Below are 23,365 nucleotides of genomic sequence, written 5' to 3' on the forward strand. Positions count from 1 at the left end.
ACTCGCGAAAGGCACCCCCATGCCGGAAATCTCACCCCAGCCGGAAATTTCACGACGCAACGCCCTGCAGATCGCGGGCGCGGCCGCCATCGCACCCGCCGCCGCCGTCGCCCCCGCCCTCGCACCCTCGCCCGCGCGGGCGAGCACAGCGTCGACCGCCACCGCGCCGATCACCATCGAGGCTGACGGCATCGTGCTCACCGCCGGGACCGACGGGTCGATCACGGTCGGCGACGGCGCCGACCGGATCAAGCTCACCCACTTCATGATCAAGGACAGCGTCTTAGGGCAGCAGCGCACGTTCGGCGGCACGCCCTCCCTGATCACCGTGGACGGGCGGCAGGCCATCCAGATCGCCTACGTCATGTCCGCCTCCGCCCAGGCGGTCACGGTGCGCGGGATCTTCACGGTCGCCGCCCGCCGGGCCCGCCTGCGCTGGGAGGTCTCCGGCACCACGACGCTGACCCCGACCGGCTACATGTTCGCCAGGACCCTGCTGGCGCCCTCCGCGCCCGAGCGCTACGTGCCCGCGACCAAGTGGACGCGCGATCCCCGGGGCGGCGTGCCGTACGAGGTGAATGACGGCGCGCTCTACCAGGAGACGTGGAGCGACACGCAGGCCTACTTCCGGCTGGCCAAGACCACGCCCGGCTTCACGAACGCGAGCTGGATCCACGCCCCCGCCGGCGCCGACGGCGCCACCGAGGTCGAGCTGGTGCTCGGCGCGATGCGTCCGGCCGCCGCCAACGCGCTGGGCGCCGGCGCGCCGCTCAGCGTCGACGTCTGGAGCGAACAGCCCTTCGGCCTCTACGGCAGCGCCGCGCCCATGGCGTTGAAGGCCCAGGTCGTGAACGGCGCCGCCGTACCACGGCAGGTGACGCTGACCTGGTGGGCCCGCGACTTCGACGGCGGGCAGGTCGGCGGCGGCACCCTGAACAGGACCCTCGCGCCCGGCGCCGTCTGGGACGAGTCGTTCACCGTCGCGGGAGCCCCGCAGGGCATCGTCTTCACCGAGGTCAAGGCGGTCGCCGGGACCGACGAGGTGTTCGCCCGCACCAACCTGGCCACGCTCAAGGACCACACCTACCAGGCCGAGGGCCGCTTCGGCATCGCGAACTACACGTGGATGCTCGTCCCGGACAAGGCGGCGGTCGGGCAGCTGATGACGAAGATCGGCGTCAAGTCGGTGCGCATCGCCTACGACGGCGCGCCCGGCCACTCCCCCGCCGAGCTCGACGCCCTCGGCATCCCGCACAACGTGCAGCTCGGCGGCGTCATCTTCAACGGCACGCCCGAGCAGATCACCAAGTGGGCCGACGAGAAGGCGGCGATCGCCCGCGCCTCCGGCGCCCGCTACTTCGAGGTGGCCAACGAGCTCAACCAGCCGTGGATGTCCGGCCAGAAGGCGGCCGAGTACGTGCGCGACGGGCTCAAGCCGATCCACGACCGCCTGAACGGCTCCGGCATCAAGCTCATGAACTGCGGCCTCGGCGGCATGGACGTCAACTGGACCGCGAACTTCCACAAGGCGGGCGGCTGGCCGCTCATCGACGTCTTCGCCTTCCACCCGGGGCGCGGCAACTTCACCCCGGACTACGCGCCGCCGCCGTCGGAGTGGCAGCAGGGCGAGAACGGGACGTACTGGAACTTCCTCGGCGCGCTGCGCGAGGCGCGCAGGACCGTCGACGCGCACGGCGGCGGCAAGGAGCTCTGGCTGACCGAGGCCTACGCCTGCACCCGGCCCAACCGCTGGTGGAACGACAACCACCGGCAGGCGGCGGAGAACGTGCTGCTCACGCTGGCCCTGGCGCTGTCGGAGGGGGTGGACGGCGTGAACTGGTACCAGCCCCACGACAGCACGATCCATCACCCGCAGGAGGCCGACCCGAACAACGCCGAGTACCACTTCGGCCTCATGAACCGCGACACCAGCGTCAAGGCGGCCCTGCTGGCCTACGCCACCGCCACCAGGACGCTGGAGGGCGCCAGGTTCGTCCAATGGATGACCTTCAAGGACAACCAGGTCAAGGGCCTGCGGTTCGACAAGTTCGCCATCCTGTGGACCCGTAAGGACGGCTACCACCTGAACGCCGACCACGGCCCCGACCAGTGGTACCCGCACAAGGAGGCGTGGGTGGACCACTGGCCGACCAAGACGCGGCTCACCGTGGCGGCCAAGGGCGCACACGTGCGCGTCGTGGACTGCATCGGCCGTGAGACCCGGGTCCCGGTGAAGAACGGCAAGGTGACGCTGACCCTGGACGGCGCGCCCCGCATCTACTACGGATTGTGCTAATGCGACAAGAAACCATAAAAGCTGACATCACGGTGATCGGCGGCGGCCTGGCCGGAACCTGCGCCGCCATCGCCGCCGCCCGCCTCGGCCGTACCGTCGCCCTGGTCAACAACCGGCCGGTGCTCGGCGGCAACTCCAGCAGCGAGGTCCGCGTCTGGGTCTGCGGCGCCACCGGCCACGGCAAGAACCACCACGCCCGCGAGGGCGGCATCATGGGCGAGCTGTTCGTCGAGAACCAGTACCGCAACCCGCACGGCAACCCCTACTTCTGGGACACCACGATCCTCGACGCCGTCCGCGCCGAGCCGAACCTCTCGGTCTTCCTCAACACCGACGTCCGCCACGTCACCGCCGGCCCCGGCGGCATCGAGTCGGTCACCGGCTGGATGATGGGCTCGGAACGGGAGATCACCTTCGACTCCGCGCTCTTCCTCGACTGCACCGGCGACGGCCTGGTCGGCCACCTCGCCGGCGCGAGCCACCGCATCGGCCGCGAGGGCCGCGAGGAGTACGGCGAGCCGTGGGCGCCGGAGGTCCCCGACGACATCACGCTCGGCAGCACGCTGCTGTTCTACACCAAGGACGCGGGCGAGCCCGTCCGCTACGTGCCGCCGGACTTCGCCAAGGACATCACGCGGACCTCCATCCCCGAGCGCCGCATCATCAAGGCCGGCGACAACGGCTGCGCCTACTGGTGGATCGAGTTCGGCGGCGAACTCGACACCGTCCACGACAACGACCGCATCCGCGACGAACTCTGGTCGGTCATCTACGGCATCTGGGACCACATCAAGAACTCGGGCCAGTTCGACGCCGACACGATGACACTCGAATGGGTGGGCGCCCTGCCCGGCAAGCGCGAGTACCGCCGCCTGCTCGGCGACTACGTGCTCACCCAGCACGACGTGCTCGGCCAGACGCCGTTCGAGGATCGTGTCGCCTTCGGCGGCTGGTCCATCGACCTGCACCCGCCGCAGGGCATGTACGCCACCGAGGCGGGCGCCAAGCAGCAGTACGCCGACGGGATCTACCACATCCCCTACCGCTCGCTCTACTCCGTCGACGTGCCCAACCTGCTCATGGCCGGCCGCAACATCTCCGCCTCGCACGTGGCGTTCGGCTCCACCCGCGTCATGGCCACCTGCGCGACGATCGGCCAGGCGGCGGGCACCGCCGCCGCCCTGTGCGCGGCGACGGGCGCGCGACCGCGCGACCTGCCGGTCGCCGACCTGCAGCGCACCCTGCTGCGCGAGGACGCCTCCGTCGTCGGCCTGCGTTACGACGATCCGGCCGACCTCTGCGGTACGGCCGCCGCCACCGCGTCCGGCACCCTCACCCGGCTCGTGGCCGACACGCCCCAGGAGGCGTGGCGGCTCGACGCCGACGCCGGGATCGTGCTGCCGGTGGACCCGTCGCTCACCGGGGTACGGCTGCTGCTCGACGCCGCCGGCGACACCACGCTCACCGTCGAGCTGCACGACCCGGTGCTCGGCCAGAACTACGTGCCGCGCGAGCTGGTCGCCACCCGGGAGATCGTGCTCGCGGCCGGTGAGAAGCAGTGGGCGGAGCTGGGCCTGGACTGGCGCCCGGAGACGGCGCGCAACGCGTTCCTGCTGGTCAAGGCCAATCCTCTGGTGTCCCTGCACGTGGCGGACCAGGCCACGCCCGGCGTGCTGTGCTTCACGCGGGTGCCGCTGCCGCCGCAGGCCGAGTCGCCGCAGCGGCTGCGGGAGTGGAGCGATCGCGGGTTGCTGCGCCGTACCTTCTGCCTGGAGACGGGGGCGACGGCGGCCTTCGCGCCGGACAAGGCGCTCGACGGCTACCAGCGTCCCTACGCCGGGCCGCACATGTGGGTCTCGGCCACGTTGCCCGCCGAGCTGGAGCTGCGCTGGCCGGAGCCGGTGACGATCGGGCGGGTGGAGGTCATCGCCGACGACGACGTCAACGAGGATCTGATCAACCTGCATCACCACCGCACGCCGTTCGAGATCATCCCGACGCTCGTGCGCGACTACCGCGTCGAGGTGCTCGCCGGCGGGCAGTGGCGGCAGGTCGCCGAGACCCGCGGCAACCGCCGCAGGCGGATCGCGCACCCGCTGCCCGAGCCCGTGACGGCGGAGGGGCTGCGGATCGTCGTCGAGGCGTCGAACGGGGCGCCCTCGGCGCACCTGATCGCGGTCAGGGCCTACTGATGAACCGTGTGCTGGTGACCGGCGCCGCGGGCCGGATCGGACGGTCGGTGCTCACCCTCCTGAAGGCGCGGGGCGTCGAGGCGGTCGCGCTGGAACGTTCGGACCCCGGCGACCTGCCCGCCGCGCGGGTGGTGACCGGTGACGCGACCGATCCCGCGGCGGTCGGGCGGGCGCTGGACGGCGTGGACGCGGTGATCCACCTCGCCGCCATCGCCACGCCGGAGTGGCTGCCCGCCGAGCAGGTGTTCGGGGTGAACACGCTGGCCACCTTCACCGTGCTGGAACAGGCCGGGCTTGCGGGGGTGCGCCGGGTGTGCCTGGCCAGCTCGATGGCGGCCGACGGGGTGCCGTTCGCGGCGCGGGAACTGCATCCGGCCTACGTGCCGGTGGACGAGCGGCTGCCGTCGCGGTCCGAGGACCCCTACGCGCTGTCCAAGCAGGTGGACGAGCTGACCGCGGCGACGATGGCGCGGCGGCACGGGATGGGGATCGTGGCGTTGCGCCTGCCGTACGTGGGCGGGTTCGATGAGCGGCTCGACGCGTTCGCCGCGCGCTGCGCCGCCGACCCCGGCGCGCACGCCCGCGGCTACTGGGCCTACCTGGAGACCCGCGACGCCGCCCGCGCGTGCGTGCTGGCCCTGGGGGTGCCGGGTCCCGGCGTGGAGGCGGTGAACGTCTGCGCCCCCGAGACGATGGCGAAGGAGCCGACCGAGGACCTGCTGCGCCGCTACCACCCCGACGCGGAGGTACGCGCTCCGCTGCCCGGCCGGACGGTCCCGGTCGACCTGTCGAAGGCGGAGCGGCTGCTGGGTTTCACGGCCGAATACCGGCTACAGATGTGACACCAGATAATTGACGGGATTAATGCCCGAATATCGCTATATCTGTTCGCGTAAATCTTGAGAAATCGGGATATTGGCACCGCTACCTTCCAACCCCAGGTCCGGTTTCGGGAGGTACGTAATGCACCGCAGAGTCGCTCTGCTTTCCCTCGTCACCCTCGCGGCCGGGAGCTTCCTGCTCCCGGCCGGGGCGGCGCAGGCCGCGGCGGGCCCCAAGCCCGCCGCCAAAGCCGCCGCAGACAGCAAGTCCGAGCAGCGCGAGGTCCTGTCCTACTGGACCCCGCAGAAGATGGAGGACGCGCAGCCGCTCACTCCCCCCGCGCCCAAGGCCAACGCCAAGCACGGGCCCGGCACCCCCGGCGAGCCCACCACGGGCAACCCCTGGGGCGTCCCGCCCACCGGCACCCCGCAGCAGCAGGCCCAGGCCAGCGGCGGCGCCCCGTGGACCCGCGGCGGCGCCGTCGCGCAGACCACCGGCCGGGTCTTCTTCACCTACCAGGGCCGCAACGCCTCCTGCTCGGGTTCGGCCGTGACCAGCGCCAACGAGAGCGTCGTCATCACCGCCGGGCACTGCGTCAAGATGGGCGGCGCCTTCCACACCAACTGGGTCTTCGTGCCCGGCTACAACGCCGGACAGCGGCCCCACGGCACCTGGCCGGCCACCAGGCTGCTCACCACCCCGCAGTGGAACGCCCGCGAGGACATCAACTTCGACATGGCCGCGGCGGTCGTCGCGCCCCTGTCCGGCAAGACCCTGACGGACGTGGTGGGCGGGCAGGGCGTCTCCTTCAACCAGGGCCGGAGAGTGCAGATGCACGCGTTCGGCTACCCGGCGGCGGCGCCGTACGACGGGTCGAAGCTGATCTACTGCGCCGGGCGGACCTTCGACGACTTCCTGCTCTCCCGCGACCACGGCCTGACATGTAACATGACCGGTGGTTCGAGCGGCGGTCCATGGTTCCAGAGTTTCAACGAGAGTTCCGGGCTGGGCACGCTCAACTCGGTCAACAGCTTCAAATACAACTTCGCCCCCAACTGGATGTTCGGCCCATACTTCGGGGCAGAAGCCCAGGCCGTCTACAACTCCGCTCAGAGCACCGACGCCCTCTGACGCATTTACCGAAAGTAGTCACAAGAACACCCGACGTAGTGCACACTCGGGGTTCATGACCCTGAGCACCCCCCTGCTTGCGGCGGCACCGCTCGTCGCGGGACTGGTGGGACCGGCACTCATCGGCGCGACGGCGCTCGCGCCCGCCCAGCAGCCAGCCGACCGCCCGTCCGTCACCAGCGTCGAGCGCGCGGCACCCCGCGCCGAGGTCGTCGAGCACGTCGCCGCCCGCACACCCGCGGACCAGCGGCGCGTGCTCGGCTACTGGACACCTCAGCGCATGGCCGGAGCCCTGCCGATCGACCTGCTCGGCATCGTCATGAAGGACGGCGGGCTGCTCAGCGGACTGTCCAGCAAGTCCGGCGTCGGCACTGCTCCCGAGGTGGCCGGGGGCGCTGCCAAGATCGTCACCCGCGAGCTGCCCGGCAAGGCGGCGGTCCCCGGGCCGGCGGGCGGCGCGACTCCCCGGCACCAGTCGGCCAGGCCCCAGGCCACGACCTCCGGCTCCCGCTGGGTGACCGGCGGCCTGGTGTCCAGGACCACCGGCCGGGTCTTCCTCACCGTGGGCGGCGTCGACTTCGTGTGCTCAGCGGGCACCGTCAGGAGCGCCAACCGGGACGTCGTCGTCACCGCCGGCCACTGCGTGAAGGACGGGGCCGGGGAATGGGCGGACAACTGGACGTTCGTCCCCGGGTACCAGGAGGGCGGGGGGCAGCCGTACGGGGCGTACACGGCCAGGCGGATGTTCGTCGCCGGACCGTGGTCCCGCAGCGGCGACGACAGCTACGACGTGGGCATGGTCGCCCTGAACACCTCGCGGGGCAGGCACGTGGCCGATGTGGTCGGCACCCAGGAGATCGCCTTCAACGGCAGCAGGGGCGGCCAGGCCTACGGCTTCGGCTACCCGGCCGACCCCCCGTACGACGGCGAGCGCCTGTTCTACTGCGCGGGCCGCCTGCGCAACGACCCCTACGGCCAGACCCGCGACCAGGGCCTGGGCTGCGACATGACCGCGGGATCGAGCGGCGGCCCGTGGCTGACCCGCTTCGACGCGGCGACCGGCAAGGGCACGGTGACCTCGGTCAGCAGCTTCAAGTACTCCGACGACCAGGGCACCATGTACGGCCCCTACTTCGGCGACTCCGCCCGAGCCCTCTTCACCACCGCCCAGAACGCCTGAAGCCGCGCCCGGCTAGGCGTGCTGGCGGCTCACCATCTCGGCGATCCAGACGGGCGCGAACGGGGACGTGCAGCCCGGGGAGGTCGGGTAGTCCTTGAGCACCTCCAGGCGTTCACCGATGCCGACGGCACGGGCGCGGTGCTCGGCGTGCTCGATCCCGATCTGCGCCAGACAGTGGTTCATCGCCCACTGCAGGCGATCCGGGGCGCCCTTCATCTCCGCCTCGATGACGTCGAGCAGGCCCGCCAGGTCGAGGACGCCGGGCTGCTTCGCCACGCGTTCGCTGGTCAGTGCCCAGCCCGCGCTCGCCACGACCGGATCAGGATCGGCGAACCAGGCCACGCGCAGCTCTTCGGCGTGCGGGTTCTTCTTCACCACGTAGTTCACGAGCCAGTCGTGCACCTTGGGCGTGCCCGCGTCGCGAATCATGGCGTCCAGTTCGTCGCGCTCGAACGCCTTCGGGCGGCAGATCAGGAGCGCCAGCAGCCGCGCCGCGGTGTCGCCCGTCTTCCACAGCTCACGGGCGAGTTCCTGCTGCGTCTTCAGCCGCTTGGCGACCGCGCGCAGCTTGGTGAGGTTCACGCCGTGGTCGTCGCCGTGTCGCTCGTTCACCTCGCGGATCTTCGGGTCCTCGAGTGCGGCCAGCTCGGCCATCACCTCGGCCACCGTGGTCTCGGCCACCAACAACCTCCCGTCCGTCACGTGCGGGACTCAGCCTACGTGCCCGCGTAGCCCCGCGACCAGGAGCGCGACCAGGCGGCGGGCGTCGTAACGAGGGTCGGTCTCGGCGCCGACGCAGAGGTTTCCGATGCCACGCATGAGCTGGTACGCGTCGAGGTCGGACCGGATCTCACCGGAGGCGGCGGCGGCTTCGAGGAGCCGGGCGCAGACCGGCAGCAGGCGGTCGAGGAAGTAGGCGTGCAGGGTCTCGAAGCCGGTGCCGTCGTTCCGCATCGCGGCGGCGAGGCCGTGCTTGGTGACCAGGAAGTCGACGAAGAGGCCGACCCAGCTTTCGAGGGCGGCGTACGGGGTCGGGCCGGATGCCAGCAGGGCCGGTCCGGCTTCCGCGCAGGCGTCGACCTGGTGCCGGTACACGGCGATGACGAGGTCCGCCCGGGTGGGGAAGTGGCGGTAGATCGTCCCGATGCCGACCCCGGCCTTGGCCGCGATGTCGCGCACCGGTGCTTCCACGCCCGCGGAGACGAAGACCGCCGCGGCCGCGTCCAGCAGGGCCTGCTGGTTGCGGCGGGCGTCCTTGCGCTTGGACCCGGTCGCGCTGTCGTTCACGGCGGACTCCTTCCAGGGGAACTTGCAAAGCGGAACCGTGTTCCGTATTGTTAGCGGAGCAGCGTTCCGTTTCGCTCATGATGGCAGATCAGAGGCCTGTCGGCCAACCCGAATGGAGAGCACTTCCATGTCCCACCCGACCACCACGGTGGTATCCGCGCACCCGGTCGTCCTGCCCGTCCCCGGCCGCGGCGAGGACCTTCAGGTCCGCGTCTCGGCCCCCGCCACCGGCAGCGGCCTGCCCGTCGTCGTCTTCTCGCACGGCTTCGGCTGGTCGCTGAACGGCTACGCCCCGCTGGCCGACCACTGGGCCGCCAGCGGTTTCGTCGTCCTGCAGCCCACCCACCTCGACTCCAGGACGCTCGGGCTCCCGGCCGACGACCCCAGAACGCCGGACATCTGGCGCATCCGCATCAACGACCTGACCCGCGTCCTGGACGAGCTCGACGTCCTCGAAGCCTCGGTGCCGGGTCTCGCCGGCCGCGTCGACCGCGACCGCGTCGCCGTGGCCGGGCACTCCTGGGGAGCGCAGTCGGCGAGCACGCTGCTGGGCGCGCGTGTCCTGGACTCCGCCGGCGTCCCCGGCGAGGACCTGTCCGACCCCCGCGTCAAGGCGGGCGTACTGCTCGCGCTGACCGGCCTGGGCGACGACCTGGTCCCGTTCGCCGCCGAGCACTTCCCCTTCATGCGGCCGTCCTTCGACGGCATGACCACACCGGCCCTCATCGTCGCCGGCGACAACGACCAGTCCCACCTGTCCACCCGCGGACCTGACTGGTTCGTCGACCCCTTCCTCCACAGCCCGGCGGACAAGAGCCTCCTCACGCTGTTCGGGGCGGAGCACTCGCTCGGCGGCATCGCGGGCTACGAGGTGGCCGAGACGACCGACGAGAACCCCGCCCGCGTCGCGCTGATCCAGCGGCTCACCACGGCCTTCCTCCGCAGCGCCCTCTACCCGGAGGACACCGCGTGGAAGGCGGCGGCCACCGCCCTGGAGGAGGACCCCAACCCGCTGGGCACGCTACGGAGCAAGTAGCCCACGTTCATCACCGAAGAAACAGGTGGATGAGGGACCAGGCGGCGAAGCCGAAGAAGACCAGGGCCACCAGCCGGCTGATCGTGGGAGCCGCCCTGCCGTACGCGTGCCGCAACGCGGGAAGGCCCGAGATCCAGGCCAGCAGCGCGCCCGAGGCCAGGCAGCCGAGGAGGCCGGCGGCGAGGAAGAGCGGGATCGTGGCCACGGTGAGCAGTTCGATGCGGTCGCCGAGCACCGCGGTGAAGACGGCGAGCGTCACCGGGTAGCTCTTGGGGTTGGTCATGCCGAAGGCGGCGCCCTGCAGCATCGCCCGCCGGCCGGTGAAGGTCGCCGCCCGCTGCTCGGTGTTCGCGGCGGCCAGGGCCCGTACGCCCAGGTAGATCAGGTAGAGGGCGCTGGCCACGGTCAGGGCGGCGAAGAAGACGGGCGAGATCAGCCGCACCCATCGCAGCGCCACCAGCGCCAGCAGCGACCACATCAGGTCACCGGCCAGGTGACCCAGCACGAAGACGAAGCTGGAGCGGCGGCCGCCACTGGCCCCGAGGTGGAGCACCATCAGCACGCCCGGACCGGGGGTCAGGACGACGAGGGCGCACGACAGGACAGTGGCGGCCAGCAGCGAGAGCACTAGAACGATCCGAGGGTGGCCTGGGTGATGCGGCCGGAGCCGGTGACGGTGCCGACGCGCTCGGCGTAGGAGCGGATGGAGTGGGTGGCGTCGATGAGCTCGTCCCAGGTCGAGTGGCTGAAGATCTTGCACCAGTCCTTGGAGACCTCGTCGAAGTCCACGATGTCGCTCGTGCCGTACTTGGCGGGCATGAGGTCGAGCAGCTCCTCGTCGTAGATCTCGAACCCCCGCTCCTTGGCGACCTGCCTGGCCAGGTCGGGGTTCATCATCCATTTGCCGGTCAGGGCGCCGAAGTCGGGATAGAGCGGCTGGGCTTCCAGCGAGGCCATCATCCCGTTGTCGATCAGCCAGCGCCCGAACCTGACCGTGTTCTCCAGGCTTTCGGCGTTCTCGCCGGGTCCGCCCAGGACCAGCGAGCCGTGGATCAGGATTCCGGCGTCCTGGAACAGGTGGCAGGCCCGCTGGTTGTTCTCCAGGCTGTCGCGCGGGCCCTTGAGCACCTTGAGCATTCTGGTGTCGCCCGCCTCCAGGCCCATGTTCACCCGGTAGACGCCGAGCTTCTGGTAGAGCTCGACCAGGCGCGGGGTGGTCTCGGCGGCCTGCGTGTACACGAAGAACTTCGGGTCGCCGATGTCGTCCGGCTTGGCGTCGACCACGGCCTTGATCCAGCGCGGCGAGCTGCTCATGCTGTCGAACGCCTCGTAGAAGATCGAGGCCGAGATCTGCTCCTGAGCGGTGCGCACGTCGTTCCAGAACATCTCAGGAGAGGAGAAGCGCAGGCTCAGGTCCATGATGCCGCAGAAATGGCAGGGCGCCTTCACCCGCGCGCAACCTCGGGCGCGGTTCATGGTGGTGACGCCGGTGACCTCCTCGTCGTCGTGGAACCCGCCATAACGGTTCAGGTAGTTGTCCAGGTAACGCTCCCAGTTGTTGTCCGGCATCAACGTGCGGTCGGGCACGGGGATGGCGTCCAGGATCATGGTCTTGAACGCGCCTCCGCTGCCCTTGATCACGTCCGGGGGAATCTCCGGCAGGCGGTTGTGGGCGAGCCCGTCGGGCGTGCGGTAGAGGAGTTCGGGCACGGAGTCGATCGGGCGCTCCCCCTTCACCGCGCTCACCAGGGCGGACAGGGCGAACTCGCCGACGTCGGCGGCGCACACGTAGTCGACGACCTCGCGGTGCTTCAGGATCCGCTCGGCCATGGCCGTGGCCTGGTCGTTGCCGAAGACCGTGACGGCCCCGGCGTTCTTGCCGAGTTCGGCCAGCCGCAGCGCGTTGCCGTAGGACGTGGCCAGCACGCCCACGCCGAGGATGTCGGGGCCGAGATCCCTGACGAGCTGTTCGATCTCCGCCATGGGCGTGATCTGGCCGTCGACGGCGATCACGTCCAGGTCGGGGTGGTCGCGGCGCAGCACGGTCGCCAGCGAGACGACACCGAGTGCGGGGAACGTGCCGTCGTTCGCGATCGAGGAGACATCAGCGTCGCTGCCGGCGTTGACGAGCAGGACACTCTGTACCTTCTTGGTCATCGAGTACCTCTCAGCGGGTTCCAGGCCGACGTGCCGGTCCAGCCAGTACGGGCAGGCAACCCCGCGGGCACACACATCGAGGCCGGACCGATTCACCCGGTCAACGGCTTCCCCCAGGCCAGAGCGCGCGGCTGTCCGACCACGACGGCTCCATGCGCTCACTGTCGCTCACGATCGCGGACAGGCTCAATGCACCGGACAGATAGAGTTGACAGCAGTCATTCGCTATTGACACCCTCCATGCCCTAGGTGTATTAGCGGGAATGCAGGCGCAGGATCCGGCTCATCAGCCGCTGTCCGGCGATCGAGCCGCGCGAGACCTCGTCGACCACCTCGCTCACCTGGCCCTCCCGCAGCGTGGCCATGTCCCCGGCGATCGCCCTGATGACGGCCTCGGTGATCACGTGGTCGCTGAGGTAGTGCACGTACTCGGCCAGCGCCAGGTAGGAGCGGGCGCGGCCGTCCTCGTTCGGGCCGCGCAGGACCAGAATCTCCAGGATCTCGCGCAGCAGCGACTTGCCGCCGTTCCAGGACAGGGCGGCGCCGAGCACGGGTTCCAGCGCGTGCAGGAAGAGCGTCTCGTGCGGCAGGAACGAGAACAGCACACCCTGGCGGGCCCGCAGGTACGCGCCGGTGTCGGGCGGGGCGATCCAGGAGGTGTCCATCGGGGTGAGATCCCAGGTGGAGCCGGTGTCCAGGGCGAGCTCCAGGTCGGCGGCCCCGCCGACGGACGCGGCCCGCACCACCCTGGTCAGGCTGTCCCACTCCTCGTTGGCCAGCTGGGAACGCCACAGCAGCGCGAAGCGCCGCCACTCGGTGAAGGGGTCCTCGTGGCCGGGCCGTACTCGGGACCAGAGGAGGCGGGCGGGGTCGCAGGCCAGGGCGACCTTCAGCAGGTTGGCCGTGTAGTAGGCGTTGCGGCGGGCGGGCCCGGCGGTCCACGGGCGGTAGGCGGGGTGGGCGAGCTGGTCGCGCAGGTCGGCCAGCGCGAACAGGCGAGTGGCCAGCCCGCGCCAGGCCGGGTCGGCGGACTCGCGCAGAAACGTGATCACGGGCGGCCTCGTGGAGAGCGTCGACCAGGACAGCAGCGTGCCGAGCATGCCGTCGCTGACCTCCTCCACGACCAGCCGCGACTCCTGGACCAGCATGTCGTCCAGGAGCCTGCCGACCAGCCGGGCGATCAGGAACTCGCCGAACGTGGCGTGCAGGAACTCGTAGGTCTGCAGGATCTCGCCGCCGTCGCGGGTGGCCTGGGCCTGGTGGACGAAGAAGAAGCGGCCGAACGCCTGCTCGCCGGCGGTCAGCGGGGTGGCCAGCGAGGTGGGGCGGCGGGCGGACAGGCGCAGCGCCTCCAGGTCGGCGTCCACCTCGGCGGCGGTCGCCCACTGGCGGCCCCGGTTGAACATCGCGAACGCGACGATGCCCAGCAGCAGCAGTTCCTTCTCGACCAGGGCCGGGATCCGCTCGCGCGGGTGGCTCTTCTCCAGTTCCCGCTCGGCGAAGGCACGCATGAGGCGCTCGTACAGCTCGGCCTCGCCGATGCGGTCGGCGAGGTTCCTGCGCAGGGCGTTGCCGTAGGCGTCGTAGAGAGCCAGCATGAGCAGGAGCAGCGGCTGCTCGGCCAGGTTCCGCTGCGCGCGGGCGACCTCCATGGACAGCGGCAGCAGTCCCGCCTGGTCGAAGTAGGCGGCGTTGGCGTGGTTCCACACCTCCAGCCACTGCTCGATCTCCTCCAGGTCGAACGGCTCCAGCCGGGTCACCAGCGAGCCCTCGGGGTAGTCGACGCGGTCGGCCACCGCCGTACGGGAGGTCACGATCACCGCGACGGCGCGCCCCGCGTCGAGCTCGCGCTGCTGGAAGCGGGCCACCTTGGCCAGGTAGTCGGACTGCCGCACGCCGGTGGCCTGCAGCAGTTCGTCGAAGCCGTCGAGGATCACGACGGGCAGCGCGCCGTCGGCCGCCCGCGCCAGGTCGGGCCAGTGCAGCCGCTCGCCGCTGAGCTGGTAGACGGCCTGTTCGATCTGTTCCTGTACGTCCGCGCCGGCCGCCACGTCGCGCAGCGGCACCCGGACGGGCACGAAGTCGGCGGGCAGGCGGGCGGCGAGCACCTTGGTCAGCACCGACTTGCCCGCCCCGGGCTGGCCCAGGACCATGAGCGGCGTCCTGCCCGCCTCCGGCGAGGTGAGGTAGCCGGCGAGGAAACGCGGCAGGCCGTCGCGCACCTCGCGCTCGCTCCACCAGGCCTCCTGGCTGGGGTCCTCCGCGCGCTCCGGCCGGCCCGAGCGGAAGCGCGGGGTGACGTAGGCGTCGCCCAGGCTGGGCAGTGCCAGCCCGGCGGGCACGTCACCGGTCTCGGCGACCGGGCGGCGCAGCGCCGCCCGGTGCAGGTTGCCCAACGCCGCAAGCCGGGCGTCCTGCGCGCGGGCCGGGGCCAGGCCGTCGAGCAGCCGTTCGAGGTCGGCCAGCCGTGCCCGGGTGGCTTGGTGCTCGACCATCGCCGACCAGAATCCGAACTCCGGCACGTCCAGGGCCAGCCGGCGGTAGCCGTCCTCGTACCTGCGGATGGCCGCCGTGGCGAGTGAGCTGTCGAAGACCCACTCCCGCTGGTGCTCCTGCAGCCGTTCCCAGAGGCTCAGCCCCTCGGCGAAGCTCCGCAGCGCGCCGCGCAGCCGCTCGTACCGCACGAGGATGACGCTCTTGGCCTCCTCGAACGGCAGTTGCGGCGACGGGCAGACCGGGCTGCCCAGATCCACCCCGCGCAGCAGCGTGACCTGCTCCGTCTTGCTCATCCGCAGCTCACGGGCGCTGAACGGCAGTTCGATCCCGTCCAGCGCCTCGAAGAACGCGGTGAGGACCAGGATGGTGTGCGCGGCCTCGATGCGGTCCGTACGGCCGCGCCACTCCTTGCCCGCCCGCCAGTCCCGCCACCGCCCGAGCAGGTCGTTGCCGACCCGGATCAGCTCGCCCTTGGCGTCGATCAGGTCCCAGAGCCCCAGAGTGGCGGCCCCGAGAACCGTGTCGAGCGCCCTGACCGCCGGGTCGTCACCGCCGAGTAACCGCACGGCGTCGGCGTACCGGTACTCCCTCGCCATGCCGCCGATTATTGCGGGATTTAGAGGGTCAGCCCCGTCAGAACCATCACCTTCTCGTAGGTGTAGTCCTCCATCGCCGAGTGCAGGCCCTCGCGGCCGATGCCCGAGTCCTTCACCCCGCCGTACGGCATCTGGTCGGCCCGGTAGGAGGGGACGTCACCGATGATGACCCCACCGACCTCCAGCTCCCGGTTGGCCCGGAAGGCGGCGTCCAGCGACCGGGTGAACACGCCGGCCTGCAGGCCGTACTTGGAGTCGTTGACCAGCGCGTACGCCTCGTCGATCGAGGCGGCCCGCTGCAGGATCATGACCGGGCCGAAGACCTCCTCGACGTTGACCTTGGCGTCGTGCGGGACGTCGGCCAGCACCGTCGGCGCGACCGTGGCGCCGTCGCGGGTGCCGCCGGCCAGGAGCCGGGCGCCGCTCGTGACGGCCTCCTGGACCCACTGCTCGACGCGCTCGGCGGCGGCCAGCGAGACCAGCGGGCCCACCTGGGTCTTCTCGTCGGCCGGGTCACCGGTCACCAGGTCGCCGACGGCGGGCAGGAGGCGCTCGACGAAGGCGTCGAACACGGGCTGCTCGACGATCACCCGCTGGACGGCGATGCAGCTCTGACCGGCCTGGTAGTTGGAGAAGAGGGCGATGCGCCGGGCCGCCCAGTCGAGGTCGGCGTCGGCCAGTACAACGGCGGCCGCGTTGCCGCCCAGCTCCAGCGTGACGTGCTTGCGCGGGATCTGGTCGGCGATGGAGTAGCCGACCGGGGCGGAGCCGGTGAACGACACCACGGGCAGGCGCGGGTCGTCGACCAGGGACGAGGCGCGCTCGTTCTCGATGGGGAGCACGGAGAACATGCCCTCGGGCAGGTCGGTCTCGGCCAGGATGTCGCCGAGCACGAGCGAGGACAGCGGGGTCGCGGGCGCCGGCTTGACGATGACCGGCGCGCCGACCGCGATGGCGGGGGCGACCTTGTGGGCGACGAGGTTCAGCGGGAAGTTGAACGGCGTGATCGCCAGCACGGGCCCCTTGGGCACGCGGGTCACGTAGGCGAGCCGGCCGGCGGCGGCGGGCTCGGTGTCGAGCCGCTGCGTGGTGCCGGACCAGCGGCGGGTCTCCTCCGCGGCGAAGCGGAAGGTGGCGACGGCCCGGCCGACCTCGCCGCGGGCCCACATGATCGGCTTGCCGTTCTCCGACATGATCAGATGGGCGATCTCGTCGGCCCGCTCGGCCAGGCGGCGCGAGACATGGGCCAGGGCTTCGGCGCGCACGTGGACGGGCAGCGCGGCGGCCTGCCCGGCCACCGCGGCGGCGGCCGCCACGGCCTCCTCGACCTGCGCGGCGGTCGGCACCGAATATCGCCCGACCTCGCGACCGTCGTGGGGATTGGTCACGGTGAGCTCGACGTCCCCGGTGGCGGGGCGCCCTGCGAGCCAGAAGGTACGCACGTCCATACCCATGACGTTATGCCACCAGGAAGATCGGTGATTTACACCGGGGTGCACAAGCCCACCCCGGGCCTCCACCGTTACGTACAACCCACGACGAGGGACGGCATTTCGGAGGGTGGCGTCGATCAGGCCATGGGTAAGATCTCTAACCCCAAGTCAGGGTAAGGCCTGCTCCCTGATCGGCGCCCCGGGCTTGGCGTCACTGTTGCCACGTGGCCCTCATGTTTACCCGTTGTGTAACAGAAGTAGTACTAAATCGGGATGTTTACCGTGTGGAGCGGTTTGAACGATCGCCGCCATGGCTAAGTCATCGTGTGCGGGTCTCCAGCGCGGCGGGCCCCCGAGCTAGAAAGGCGTGGGCCCCGTGACCGAGCAGCATGCTTCGGCTCCGCTCGGGCTTCAGGGTGCCTACCTTCTGGGCGAGCGGGCCGGGCAGGACGAGCTGCGTTCGCGCCTGCTCGACGTCGCCGTCGCCCTGCTCGACAGCGACGGCCCGGAAAGCCTGAACATGCGCAGGATCGCCACCGAGGCGGGCTGCACCACCACCGTCATCTACACGATGTTCGGCAACCGGGAGGGCCTGGCCGAGGCGCTTTACCTGGAGGGCTTCGAGCGGTTCCGCCGCTTTCTCGACGCGGTGCCGCACCGGCGCGACCCCTTCGAGTACCTCACCGCGCTCGGCCCCGCCTACCGCCAGGCCTGTCATGCCGAGCCCGGCTACTACTCGCTGATGTTCGAGCGTGCCATCCCCGGCTTCGAGCCCAGCGAGCGCGCCCGTACGCTGGCCCGCGCGGCGCTCAACATCCTCGACCGGGTGATCTCCGACTGCATCGCCCAGGGCTACCTCATCCCGACCCAGCCCAGGAAGATCGCCGACGCCCTCTGGGCAGCCGCCCAGGGCGCCATCAGCCTGGAGCGGGCGGGTCACCTGCGCGACGGCCGCACCTACGAGGCGGTCACCACGGCCACGATCTGCTGCTACCTGGTCAACAAGTAGCTTCCAGGGCGATCCAGAGCTCCGCGCGCACCCCCGGGTCGTCCAGGTCGCGGCCGAGGAGTTCGGCGACGCGTTTCATCCGGTAGCGCAGGGTGTGGCGGTGGATGCCCAGGCGCTGGGCGGCCGCGTCCCAGTGGCCGTTGCTGGCCAGGTAGGCGCGCAGGGACGCGATGAGGTCGGCGCGGGAGCCGTACTGGCTGAGGGGGGCGAGCAGCGCGGACGAGAACGCCTGGGCGGCGGCGGGATCCAGCAGGGCGAGCAGCCCTTGCCCAGCCAGGTCGGCGAAGCGGACCGGCGTGCCCGTGCTGGCCTGCAGCGCGCGCCGTGCCTGGTCGAGCCCGCCGCGCAGGTCCCGGTACGGGCCCGGTCCGCTCACCCCCACCCTCCCGGCGGCCCGGCCGGCCGCCTCCGCGGTGACCACCGCGACCGCGGCGCCGTCGTGGAGGGCGGTGAAGCCGTGGAGTTCGAGGAGGTCCAGGGCGTCGGGGGCGGCGGCGAGGACCACGACCGGCTCGTCCGGCAGGTGGGCGCCGACCGGGGCCAGCACCGCGCGCGCCGCACCCTCCTGCCCCGCCAGCAGCAGTTCCAGTACGGCGCCGCGCACCCGCCGCTCGGCCTCCCGGTGCGCGCCCCCTTGCTCGACGGCCAGCGTCAGCAGGGAGCCGGCCGCGTTGATCACGGTATGCGTGACAGGGGAGAACGCCTGCCCGGCCCCCACGGCGAAGAACCCGCGCGGCCTGGCCCCGCCGCCGAGCGGCTGCACGACCACCTGCCCGTCGGGCCCCGACATGGCCACACTCGCCGGAAACCGCCCGCCCCGGCGCCGAAGCGCTGACTCCACCTGGTCCGTCCGTGTTCCGGCGGTGGCGTGCAGGATCTCCCCCGTCTCCGACACCAGCGCCGCCCACCCGCCCACCTCCTTGGCCAACCGGTCGATCACCGCGTGCATCCCCTCGGGCCGGAGCGCCGCCCGGGTCAGGCGTCCCTGGGCGGCGAAGGCCCGGGTGATCTCCTCGTACTGCTCGGCGGCCAGCAGTTCGCTGACGGCCTTGCCGATGGCGATGAACGGCGTCTCGCGGGGCACCTCCAGCAGCGGCAGCCCGGCGGCGGCAGCGGCGGCCACCAGCTCGGCCGGAACCTCGTCGTGGGTCAGCCCGACCCCGAACCCCAGCCCCGCGACGCCCCGCTCCACCAGCCGCCCGACATATCCGGGAAAGTCGCCTGCGCTGCTCAGCCGCATCCCCGTGGTCAGCACCAGTTCGGCGCCCTCCAGGAACGGCGTGGGGTCCTCGAGTTCGCTGACCGCGACCCACCGCACGTCCGAGTCCAGCGACCCGGCCAGGGGCCGAAGGCCCATCCGTCGCACCACGGTTCCCAGAGAAGGCGGCATTTTGTCCAGTCCGGCAGATTAAGACCCCTCAAGTGTGACATATCGACGTATCGGCGCAGGTCATCACCCGCCGTACCGTCAAGAGCATGAGCATTCCGCAGGAGCGTCGTCTCGTCACCGCCATCCCGGGGCCGAAGTCCCAGGAACTGCTGGCCCGCAAGCAGGCCGCCGTGCCCCCCGGCATCGGCACCACGCTGCCCGTCTTCGTGACGCGCGCGGGCGGGGGCGTGCTCGAGGACGCCGACGGCAACTCGCTCATCGACTTCGGCTCCGGCATCGCCGTGACCAGCGTCGGCAACGCCGCTCCGCGCGTGGTCGAGCGGGTGAGCAAGCAGGTGGCCGACTTCACCCACACCTGTTTCATGGTCACGCCGTACGAGTCGTACGTGGAGGTCTGCGAGAAGCTCAACCAGGTCACCCCAGGCGAGCACGAGAAGCGCACCTTCCTGGTCAACTCCGGCGCCGAGGCCGTCGAGAACGCCATCAAGGTCGCCCGCTACGCCACCGGCCGCCAGGCCGTCGTGGTGTTCGACCACGGCTACCACGGCCGCACCCTGCTGACGATGACCCTGACGGCCAAGAACATGCCGTACAAGCAGGGCTTCGGCCCTTACGCGCCCGAGATCTACCGGGTGCCGCTGGCCTATCCGTTCCGCTGGCCCGGCGAGAACCCGGCCGACGAGGCGTACGCCCAGGCCGTGGACATGATCGAGAAGCAGGTCGGCGCCCAGAACGTGGCCGCCGTGGTCATCGAGCCGATCGCCGGAGAGGGCGGCTTCATCGAGCCCGCCAAGGGCTTCCTGCCGAGGATCGCGGAGTACTGCCGCGCCAACGGCATCGTCTTCGTCGCCGACGAGGTGCAGACGGGCTTCGCGCGTACCGGGGACATGTTCGCCTGTGAGGACGAGGGCGTGGTGCCCGACATCATCTGCACCGCCAAGGGCATCGCGGGCGGCCTGCCGCTGGCCGCGGTCACCGGCCGCGCCGAGCTCATGGACAAGGTGCACGTGGGCGGCCTCGGCGGCACGTACGGCGGCAACCCGCTGGCCTGCGAGGCGGCACTCGCCGTACTGGAGACCATCGAGCAGGACGACCTGGTCGCCAAGGCCCGCCGGATCGGCGAGATCATGCTCCCCCGCCTCAGGGCGCTGCAGGAGCGCTTCCCCATCATCGGCGACGTACGCGGACGCGGCGCCATGATCGCCATCGAACTGGTCGAGCCCGGGACGAAGAACCCGAACCCGGCCGCCGTCCAGGAGATCGTCAAGCGCTGCCACGCCGAAGGCCTGGTCATCCTCACGGCCGGAACCTACGGCAACGTGCTGCGTTTCCTGCCGCCGCTGGTCATGCCCGAGCACCTGCTGGAGGAGGGCCTCGGCATCCTGGAAAAGGCGTTCTCCTAGAAGAACCCCCACAGAACGGGCCATCCACCTTGATGGGGATGGCCCTGTTTTGTTGGTGTACCGCACGCCACCCGGCAGTGATTTCACCTGAGCTTGACGCTGCGCTAGCCGATCGGCGGAGCGACCGGGGCTATAACGGATCCGGTATAGGGGTGGGCGAACGCCTGGGGGAGAGTGATGGACTGGGGTTCGATGCCGACGTTCGACCCTGACGGCCTGAGCTGGGCCCAGCGTGACGGGGACGCCTGCGTGGTCTGCCACAAGAGGTGGCCGCGTCCCCGGGTGCGGGTGGGCCGCTTCCCCGACGACACCGCCGTGCTGGCCTGCCACGACTGCGCGGAGGCGCTGCGGCCCGCGCCGCTGGCCACCGTGGTGGCCTTCCGGGCCCGATGAGGCCTCAGGCCGCCTGACGCATCCCCCACGGCGAGCCGTACTCCGTGAGCAGGTCGAGGAACGGCACCGCGTCGAACGCCTCGGGACCGAGCACGCCCGTCCCCTTCCAGGCGCCGCCGGCCAGCAGTTCCAGCGCGACGACCGGGTGGATGGCGGTCTGCCAGACGACGGCCTGCGAGCCGTACTCGCGCATCGACCACTCGTTGTCCACCACGTGGTACAGGTACACCTCGCGCGGCGCGCCGTCCTTGCCCGTGCCCTTCACCCACGTCCCCGCGCAGGTCTTGCCGCGCATGCGCGAGCCCAGTGTGGCCGGGTCGGGCAGGCTCGCGGCCACGAGGTCGCGCGGCGCGACCTCGGCCGTGCCCACCCTCACCTTGTCGGCGCTGTCGAGCCCCAGCTTGTGCAGGGTCTTGAGCACGCCGATGAACTCCTCGCCGAGCCCGTACTTGAACGTCACCCGCCGCGCGTCGATCCAGCGCGGCACGAGCAGCACCTCTTCGTGCTCGACGTTGACGCACTCGACCGGCCCGATGCCCTCGGGGAAGTCGAACACCTCCGGCTCGCTGAACGGCTCGGTCGTGCGCCATTCGCCGTCCTCCCAGACGACGGGCGGATTGAGGCACTCCTCGATCGTGGTCCAGATCGAGAACGTCGGCGCGAAGTCGTAACCGTCCACGACCAGGTTGGAGCCGTCCCGCACGCCGATCTCGTCGATGCGCGCGAACAGGTGGTCGGCGGCATAGCGGGCGAACACGTCGGCCAGCCCCGGCTCCACCCCCATCCCGACCAGCGCGAGCTGCCCGCCCTCGCGCCAGCGCGGGTCGAGCTCGAACTGCCGGTCGCCGAGCTTCACCCCCGTCTTGCTGTACGGCTCGCGCGGATGCGGCTGCGACAGCGACATCGCCATGTCGAGGTAGTGCGCCCCGGCCTCCAGCGCCGCCTCGAACAGCGGCATCGTGAAGCGCGGATCGACGGCGTTGAACAGCACGTCGCAGTCGTGGGCCCGCAGCGCCTCGGCGACCTGGGCCCGGTCGGCGGCGTCGAGCTGGATGGCGCTGAACCGGGCGTCGTCGACCTGGGCGACCGCTCGCGCGGCCCGGTCCTGTTTGGAGTCGGCCACCACGATGTGTTGGAAGAAATCTCGGCGGGCCGCGATGGGCACGACAGCGGATCCGACGCCTCCGGCGCCGACAAGGAGGATTCTCATGCCCGAACTCTTTCACTGACTGGCTATTCAGTCAATCGCAGGGGCAAAAGGGAGGCGTCCCGGGTCGGGGGGAACGCCCGGGACGCCTCAGGCAGGCGATGCCCAGCGGGGGGACGGGCACGCCCGCAGCATGTGCGAGCGGGCCCCCGACATCACCCGCTCAGCTCACAAGATCGGTCCACCTGTCTTCCCAGGTGTCGTAGTCAGTGCATTCCCGCTCCTGCGGACGGCAATCCCCCGGTGGCCGAACGGCAAAGGCGATCCGGTCGAACCGCGACTTCTTGCCCACCCCGTACGCCTCGCAGACCCGCCTGGCCTTCCCCTTGCACGCCTTGTCGTTGGCCGGGGCCAGCCCTGCCCACGCCGCCGCGGCACGCTGCGTATCGGCCGAAGCCGTCCAGCTCAGCCACCGGTAGGCGCAGTCGAGATTCGCCCCGGACGCGCCCAGCATCCACGAGTCCACCCACCCCGTGCTCCGCGCGGACGGCACCGTCTTCACCGGCTTGCCCGCCGTCTGCAACACCAGCCGCAGGTACGGCGTGGCCTGCGCGAAGTCCAGCCGCCCAGTCGCGAACCCGGTCACCACGTCCAGCGGGTCGTCCCAGTAGACGCGCTCGTCCTGCCGCCCGAGCATCTCCATCGCCTTGTCCAGCTCGGCCTCGGTCAGCGAGAACGGACTGCCGGACTTCCCGGCCGCCAGAGCCGCGTCCGCGATCGTCAGCGGGTCGTCCCTGAACGCCGCCTTGGGCGAGGCGAAGACCTGGTCCATGCCGGGCGCCTTGATCCGGCTCGCGTCGTAGAGGTACTCGTGAGAGCCCCACAGGTACGGCACGCCGTACACCTTGCCGCCGGAGGTGGTGAGGTCGCGCAGCGACTTGCCCAGCTCGGCGTACCCGTCGACCTTGGCCAGCTCGATCGGCAGCACCTGCTTGTCCGCGATGAGGCTCCCGGCCAGCCCGGGACCGGCCGAGACCACGTCGTAGGGGCGTTCCCTGAGCCGGGTGGCCATCTCCCCGGGGGTCTGGACCTGGTCGAGCCTGGCGATGCGGCAGCCGGTGGCCTTCTCGAAGGTGCCGGTCCAGTTGACCTTGGGGCTCGTGCCGCCGTACTCGGCGTAGCCGCGGTAGGTGAGGATCTGGAGCGTGCCGTCGCTCTGGGTGGGGGTGGGCGTCGGCTTGGCGGTGGACGGAGTGGGTTTGGGGATGGGGTTCGCCTGTGCGGCACCTGCCGAGGACACCACCACGGCCAGCGCCGCCAGCGCCAGGGCGGGTGTGCGGCGGTTCAACAGGATGCCCCCTTCTCGTTGCGGTCTGCGCTGGAGTTTACCCGGGCAG

General features: G+C 70.9%; 18 protein-coding genes. 9 read left to right on the forward strand and 9 right to left on the reverse strand.

Going from position 1 to position 23,365, the window contains the following annotated elements; all coding sequences use genetic code 11:
• Positions 1–19: 19 nt before the first annotated feature.
• From ACFWY5_RS35955 to ACFWY5_RS35975, 5 genes are all read left to right on the forward strand, one after another.
• Positions 20–2,296, forward strand: coding sequence for a hypothetical protein (locus tag ACFWY5_RS35955; protein ID WP_379637300.1), 2,277 nt, complete (start codon positions 20–22; stop codon positions 2,294–2,296).
• Positions 2,296–4,488 (forward strand): FAD-dependent oxidoreductase, encoded by a 2,193-nt coding sequence (locus ACFWY5_RS35960; protein ID WP_379620520.1) that lies wholly within the window; start codon positions 2,296–2,298, stop codon positions 4,486–4,488. Before ACFWY5_RS35955 ends, ACFWY5_RS35960 begins: the two co-directional genes overlap by 1 nt.
• Positions 4,488–5,330 (forward strand): NAD-dependent epimerase/dehydratase family protein, encoded by an 843-nt coding sequence (locus tag ACFWY5_RS35965; protein ID WP_379637302.1) that lies wholly within the window; start codon positions 4,488–4,490, stop codon positions 5,328–5,330. The genes ACFWY5_RS35960 and ACFWY5_RS35965 overlap by 1 nt, the downstream gene beginning before the upstream one ends.
• 121 nt (positions 5,331–5,451) lie before the next feature.
• Positions 5,452–6,441, forward strand: coding sequence for a trypsin-like serine peptidase (locus tag ACFWY5_RS35970; RefSeq protein WP_379637304.1), 990 nt, complete (start codon positions 5,452–5,454; stop codon positions 6,439–6,441).
• 55 nt (positions 6,442–6,496) lie between these two features.
• Positions 6,497–7,621 carry a trypsin-like serine peptidase gene (locus tag ACFWY5_RS35975; protein WP_379637306.1) on the forward strand — a complete coding sequence of 375 codons (1,125 nt, stop codon included), beginning with the start codon at positions 6,497–6,499 and terminating at the stop codon, positions 7,619–7,621.
• A gap of 12 nt (positions 7,622–7,633) precedes the next feature.
• Here ACFWY5_RS35975 and ACFWY5_RS35980 read toward each other — a convergent pair whose 3' ends face one another.
• Both ACFWY5_RS35980 and ACFWY5_RS35985 read right to left on the reverse strand, forming a co-directional pair.
• Entirely contained in the window at positions 7,634–8,275 is a 642-nt protein-coding gene (locus tag ACFWY5_RS35980; RefSeq protein ID WP_379637343.1) for a DNA alkylation repair protein, read from the reverse strand.
• A gap of 57 nt (positions 8,276–8,332) precedes the next feature.
• The gene (locus ACFWY5_RS35985) at positions 8,333–8,908 is read right to left on the reverse strand and encodes a TetR/AcrR family transcriptional regulator (RefSeq protein WP_379620512.1); all 576 of its coding nucleotides are present in this window, start codon (positions 8,906–8,908) and stop codon (positions 8,333–8,335) included.
• 127 nt (positions 8,909–9,035) lie between these two features.
• Between ACFWY5_RS35985 and ACFWY5_RS35990 the strand changes: the two genes are divergently transcribed.
• A complete protein-coding gene (locus ACFWY5_RS35990; RefSeq protein WP_379637308.1) occupies positions 9,036–9,944 on the forward strand; it encodes an alpha/beta hydrolase family protein in 909 nt (302 codons plus the stop codon).
• Positions 9,945–9,954: 10 nt separating this feature from the next.
• Here the strand turns inward: ACFWY5_RS35990 and ACFWY5_RS35995 are convergent, their stop codons facing one another.
• The 4 genes from ACFWY5_RS35995 to ACFWY5_RS36010 form a co-directional block, all read right to left on the reverse strand.
• Positions 9,955–10,572: a LysE family translocator gene (locus ACFWY5_RS35995; RefSeq protein WP_379637310.1), complete on the reverse strand. Its 618-nt coding sequence runs from the start codon at positions 10,570–10,572 to the stop codon at positions 9,955–9,957.
• Entirely contained in the window at positions 10,572–12,101 is a 1,530-nt protein-coding gene (locus ACFWY5_RS36000; RefSeq protein ID WP_379637312.1) for a B12-binding domain-containing radical SAM protein, read from the reverse strand. Before ACFWY5_RS36000 ends, ACFWY5_RS35995 begins: the two co-directional genes overlap by 1 nt.
• A 254-nt stretch (positions 12,102–12,355) precedes the next feature.
• Complete coding sequence (locus ACFWY5_RS36005) at positions 12,356–15,193, reverse strand: NACHT domain-containing protein (RefSeq protein WP_379620504.1); 2,838 nt, start codon at positions 15,191–15,193, stop codon at positions 12,356–12,358.
• Positions 15,194–15,213: 20 nt separating this feature from the next.
• Entirely contained in the window at positions 15,214–16,641 is a 1,428-nt protein-coding gene (locus tag ACFWY5_RS36010; RefSeq protein ID WP_379637314.1) for an aldehyde dehydrogenase family protein, read from the reverse strand.
• A gap of 361 nt (positions 16,642–17,002) precedes the next feature.
• Here ACFWY5_RS36010 and ACFWY5_RS36015 point away from each other — a divergent pair, with 361 nt between their 5' ends.
• Positions 17,003–17,635, forward strand: a complete 633-nt coding sequence (locus tag ACFWY5_RS36015; RefSeq protein ID WP_379620500.1) for a TetR/AcrR family transcriptional regulator — start codon at positions 17,003–17,005, stop codon at positions 17,633–17,635.
• Here the strand turns inward: ACFWY5_RS36015 and ACFWY5_RS36020 are convergent.
• Positions 17,625–18,992 (reverse strand): PucR family transcriptional regulator ligand-binding domain-containing protein, encoded by a 1,368-nt coding sequence (locus tag ACFWY5_RS36020; protein WP_379637316.1) that lies wholly within the window; start codon positions 18,990–18,992, stop codon positions 17,625–17,627. The two genes, ACFWY5_RS36015 and ACFWY5_RS36020, sit on opposite strands and share 11 nt — an antisense overlap.
• A gap of 119 nt (positions 18,993–19,111) precedes the next feature.
• On the opposite strand from ACFWY5_RS36020, the gene gabT reads away from it, so the two are divergent.
• Together gabT and ACFWY5_RS36030 are read left to right on the forward strand one after the other, a co-directional pair.
• The gene (gabT, locus tag ACFWY5_RS36025; protein WP_379637318.1) at positions 19,112–20,428 is read left to right on the forward strand and encodes a 4-aminobutyrate--2-oxoglutarate transaminase; all 1,317 of its coding nucleotides are present in this window, start codon (positions 19,112–19,114) and stop codon (positions 20,426–20,428) included.
• A gap of 177 nt (positions 20,429–20,605) precedes the next feature.
• A complete protein-coding gene (locus ACFWY5_RS36030; RefSeq protein WP_379620494.1) occupies positions 20,606–20,821 on the forward strand; it encodes a hypothetical protein in 216 nt (71 codons plus the stop codon).
• A 4-nt stretch (positions 20,822–20,825) separates the two neighbouring features.
• Here the strand turns inward: ACFWY5_RS36030 and ACFWY5_RS36035 are convergent, their stop codons facing one another.
• Positions 20,826–22,031 carry a saccharopine dehydrogenase family protein gene (locus tag ACFWY5_RS36035; RefSeq protein WP_379637320.1) on the reverse strand — a complete coding sequence of 402 codons (1,206 nt, stop codon included), beginning with the start codon at positions 22,029–22,031 and terminating at the stop codon, positions 20,826–20,828.
• A gap of 160 nt (positions 22,032–22,191) precedes the next feature.
• Entirely contained in the window at positions 22,192–23,316 is a 1,125-nt protein-coding gene (locus ACFWY5_RS36040) for an extracellular solute-binding protein (RefSeq protein ID WP_379620490.1), read from the reverse strand.
• Between the last annotated feature and the right edge of the window lie 49 nt (positions 23,317–23,365).

Origin of the sequence: Nonomuraea sp. NPDC059007 (assembly GCF_042740555.1) — a bacterium.
Lineage (GTDB): Bacteria > Actinomycetota > Actinomycetes > Streptosporangiales > Streptosporangiaceae > Nonomuraea.

Coding starts and splice junctions, on each gene's coding strand:
- ACFWY5_RS35955 (WP_379637300.1), top strand. CDS start 20: ATGCCGGAAATCTCACCCCAGCCGGAAATTTCACGACGCAACGCCCTG.
- ACFWY5_RS35960 (WP_379620520.1), top strand. CDS start 2,296: ATGCGACAAGAAACCATAAAAGCTGACATCACGGTGATCGGCGGCGGC.
- ACFWY5_RS35965 (WP_379637302.1), top strand. CDS start 4,488: ATGAACCGTGTGCTGGTGACCGGCGCCGCGGGCCGGATCGGACGGTCG.
- ACFWY5_RS35970 (WP_379637304.1), top strand. CDS start 5,452: ATGCACCGCAGAGTCGCTCTGCTTTCCCTCGTCACCCTCGCGGCCGGG.
- ACFWY5_RS35975 (WP_379637306.1), top strand. CDS start 6,497: ATGACCCTGAGCACCCCCCTGCTTGCGGCGGCACCGCTCGTCGCGGGA.
- ACFWY5_RS35980 (WP_379637343.1), bottom strand. CDS start 8,275: ATGGCCGAGCTGGCCGCACTCGAGGACCCGAAGATCCGCGAGGTGAAC.
- ACFWY5_RS35990 (WP_379637308.1), top strand. CDS start 9,036: ATGTCCCACCCGACCACCACGGTGGTATCCGCGCACCCGGTCGTCCTG.
- ACFWY5_RS36000 (WP_379637312.1), bottom strand. CDS start 12,101: ATGACCAAGAAGGTACAGAGTGTCCTGCTCGTCAACGCCGGCAGCGAC.
- ACFWY5_RS36005 (WP_379620504.1), bottom strand. CDS start 15,193: ATGGCGAGGGAGTACCGGTACGCCGACGCCGTGCGGTTACTCGGCGGT.
- ACFWY5_RS36010 (WP_379637314.1), bottom strand. CDS start 16,641: ATGGACGTGCGTACCTTCTGGCTCGCAGGGCGCCCCGCCACCGGGGAC.
- ACFWY5_RS36020 (WP_379637316.1), bottom strand. CDS start 18,992: ATGGGCCTTCGGCCCCTGGCCGGGTCGCTGGACTCGGACGTGCGGTGG.
- gabT (WP_379637318.1), top strand. CDS start 19,112: ATGAGCATTCCGCAGGAGCGTCGTCTCGTCACCGCCATCCCGGGGCCG.
- ACFWY5_RS36030 (WP_379620494.1), top strand. CDS start 20,606: ATGGACTGGGGTTCGATGCCGACGTTCGACCCTGACGGCCTGAGCTGG.
- ACFWY5_RS36035 (WP_379637320.1), bottom strand. CDS start 22,031: ATGAGAATCCTCCTTGTCGGCGCCGGAGGCGTCGGATCCGCTGTCGTG.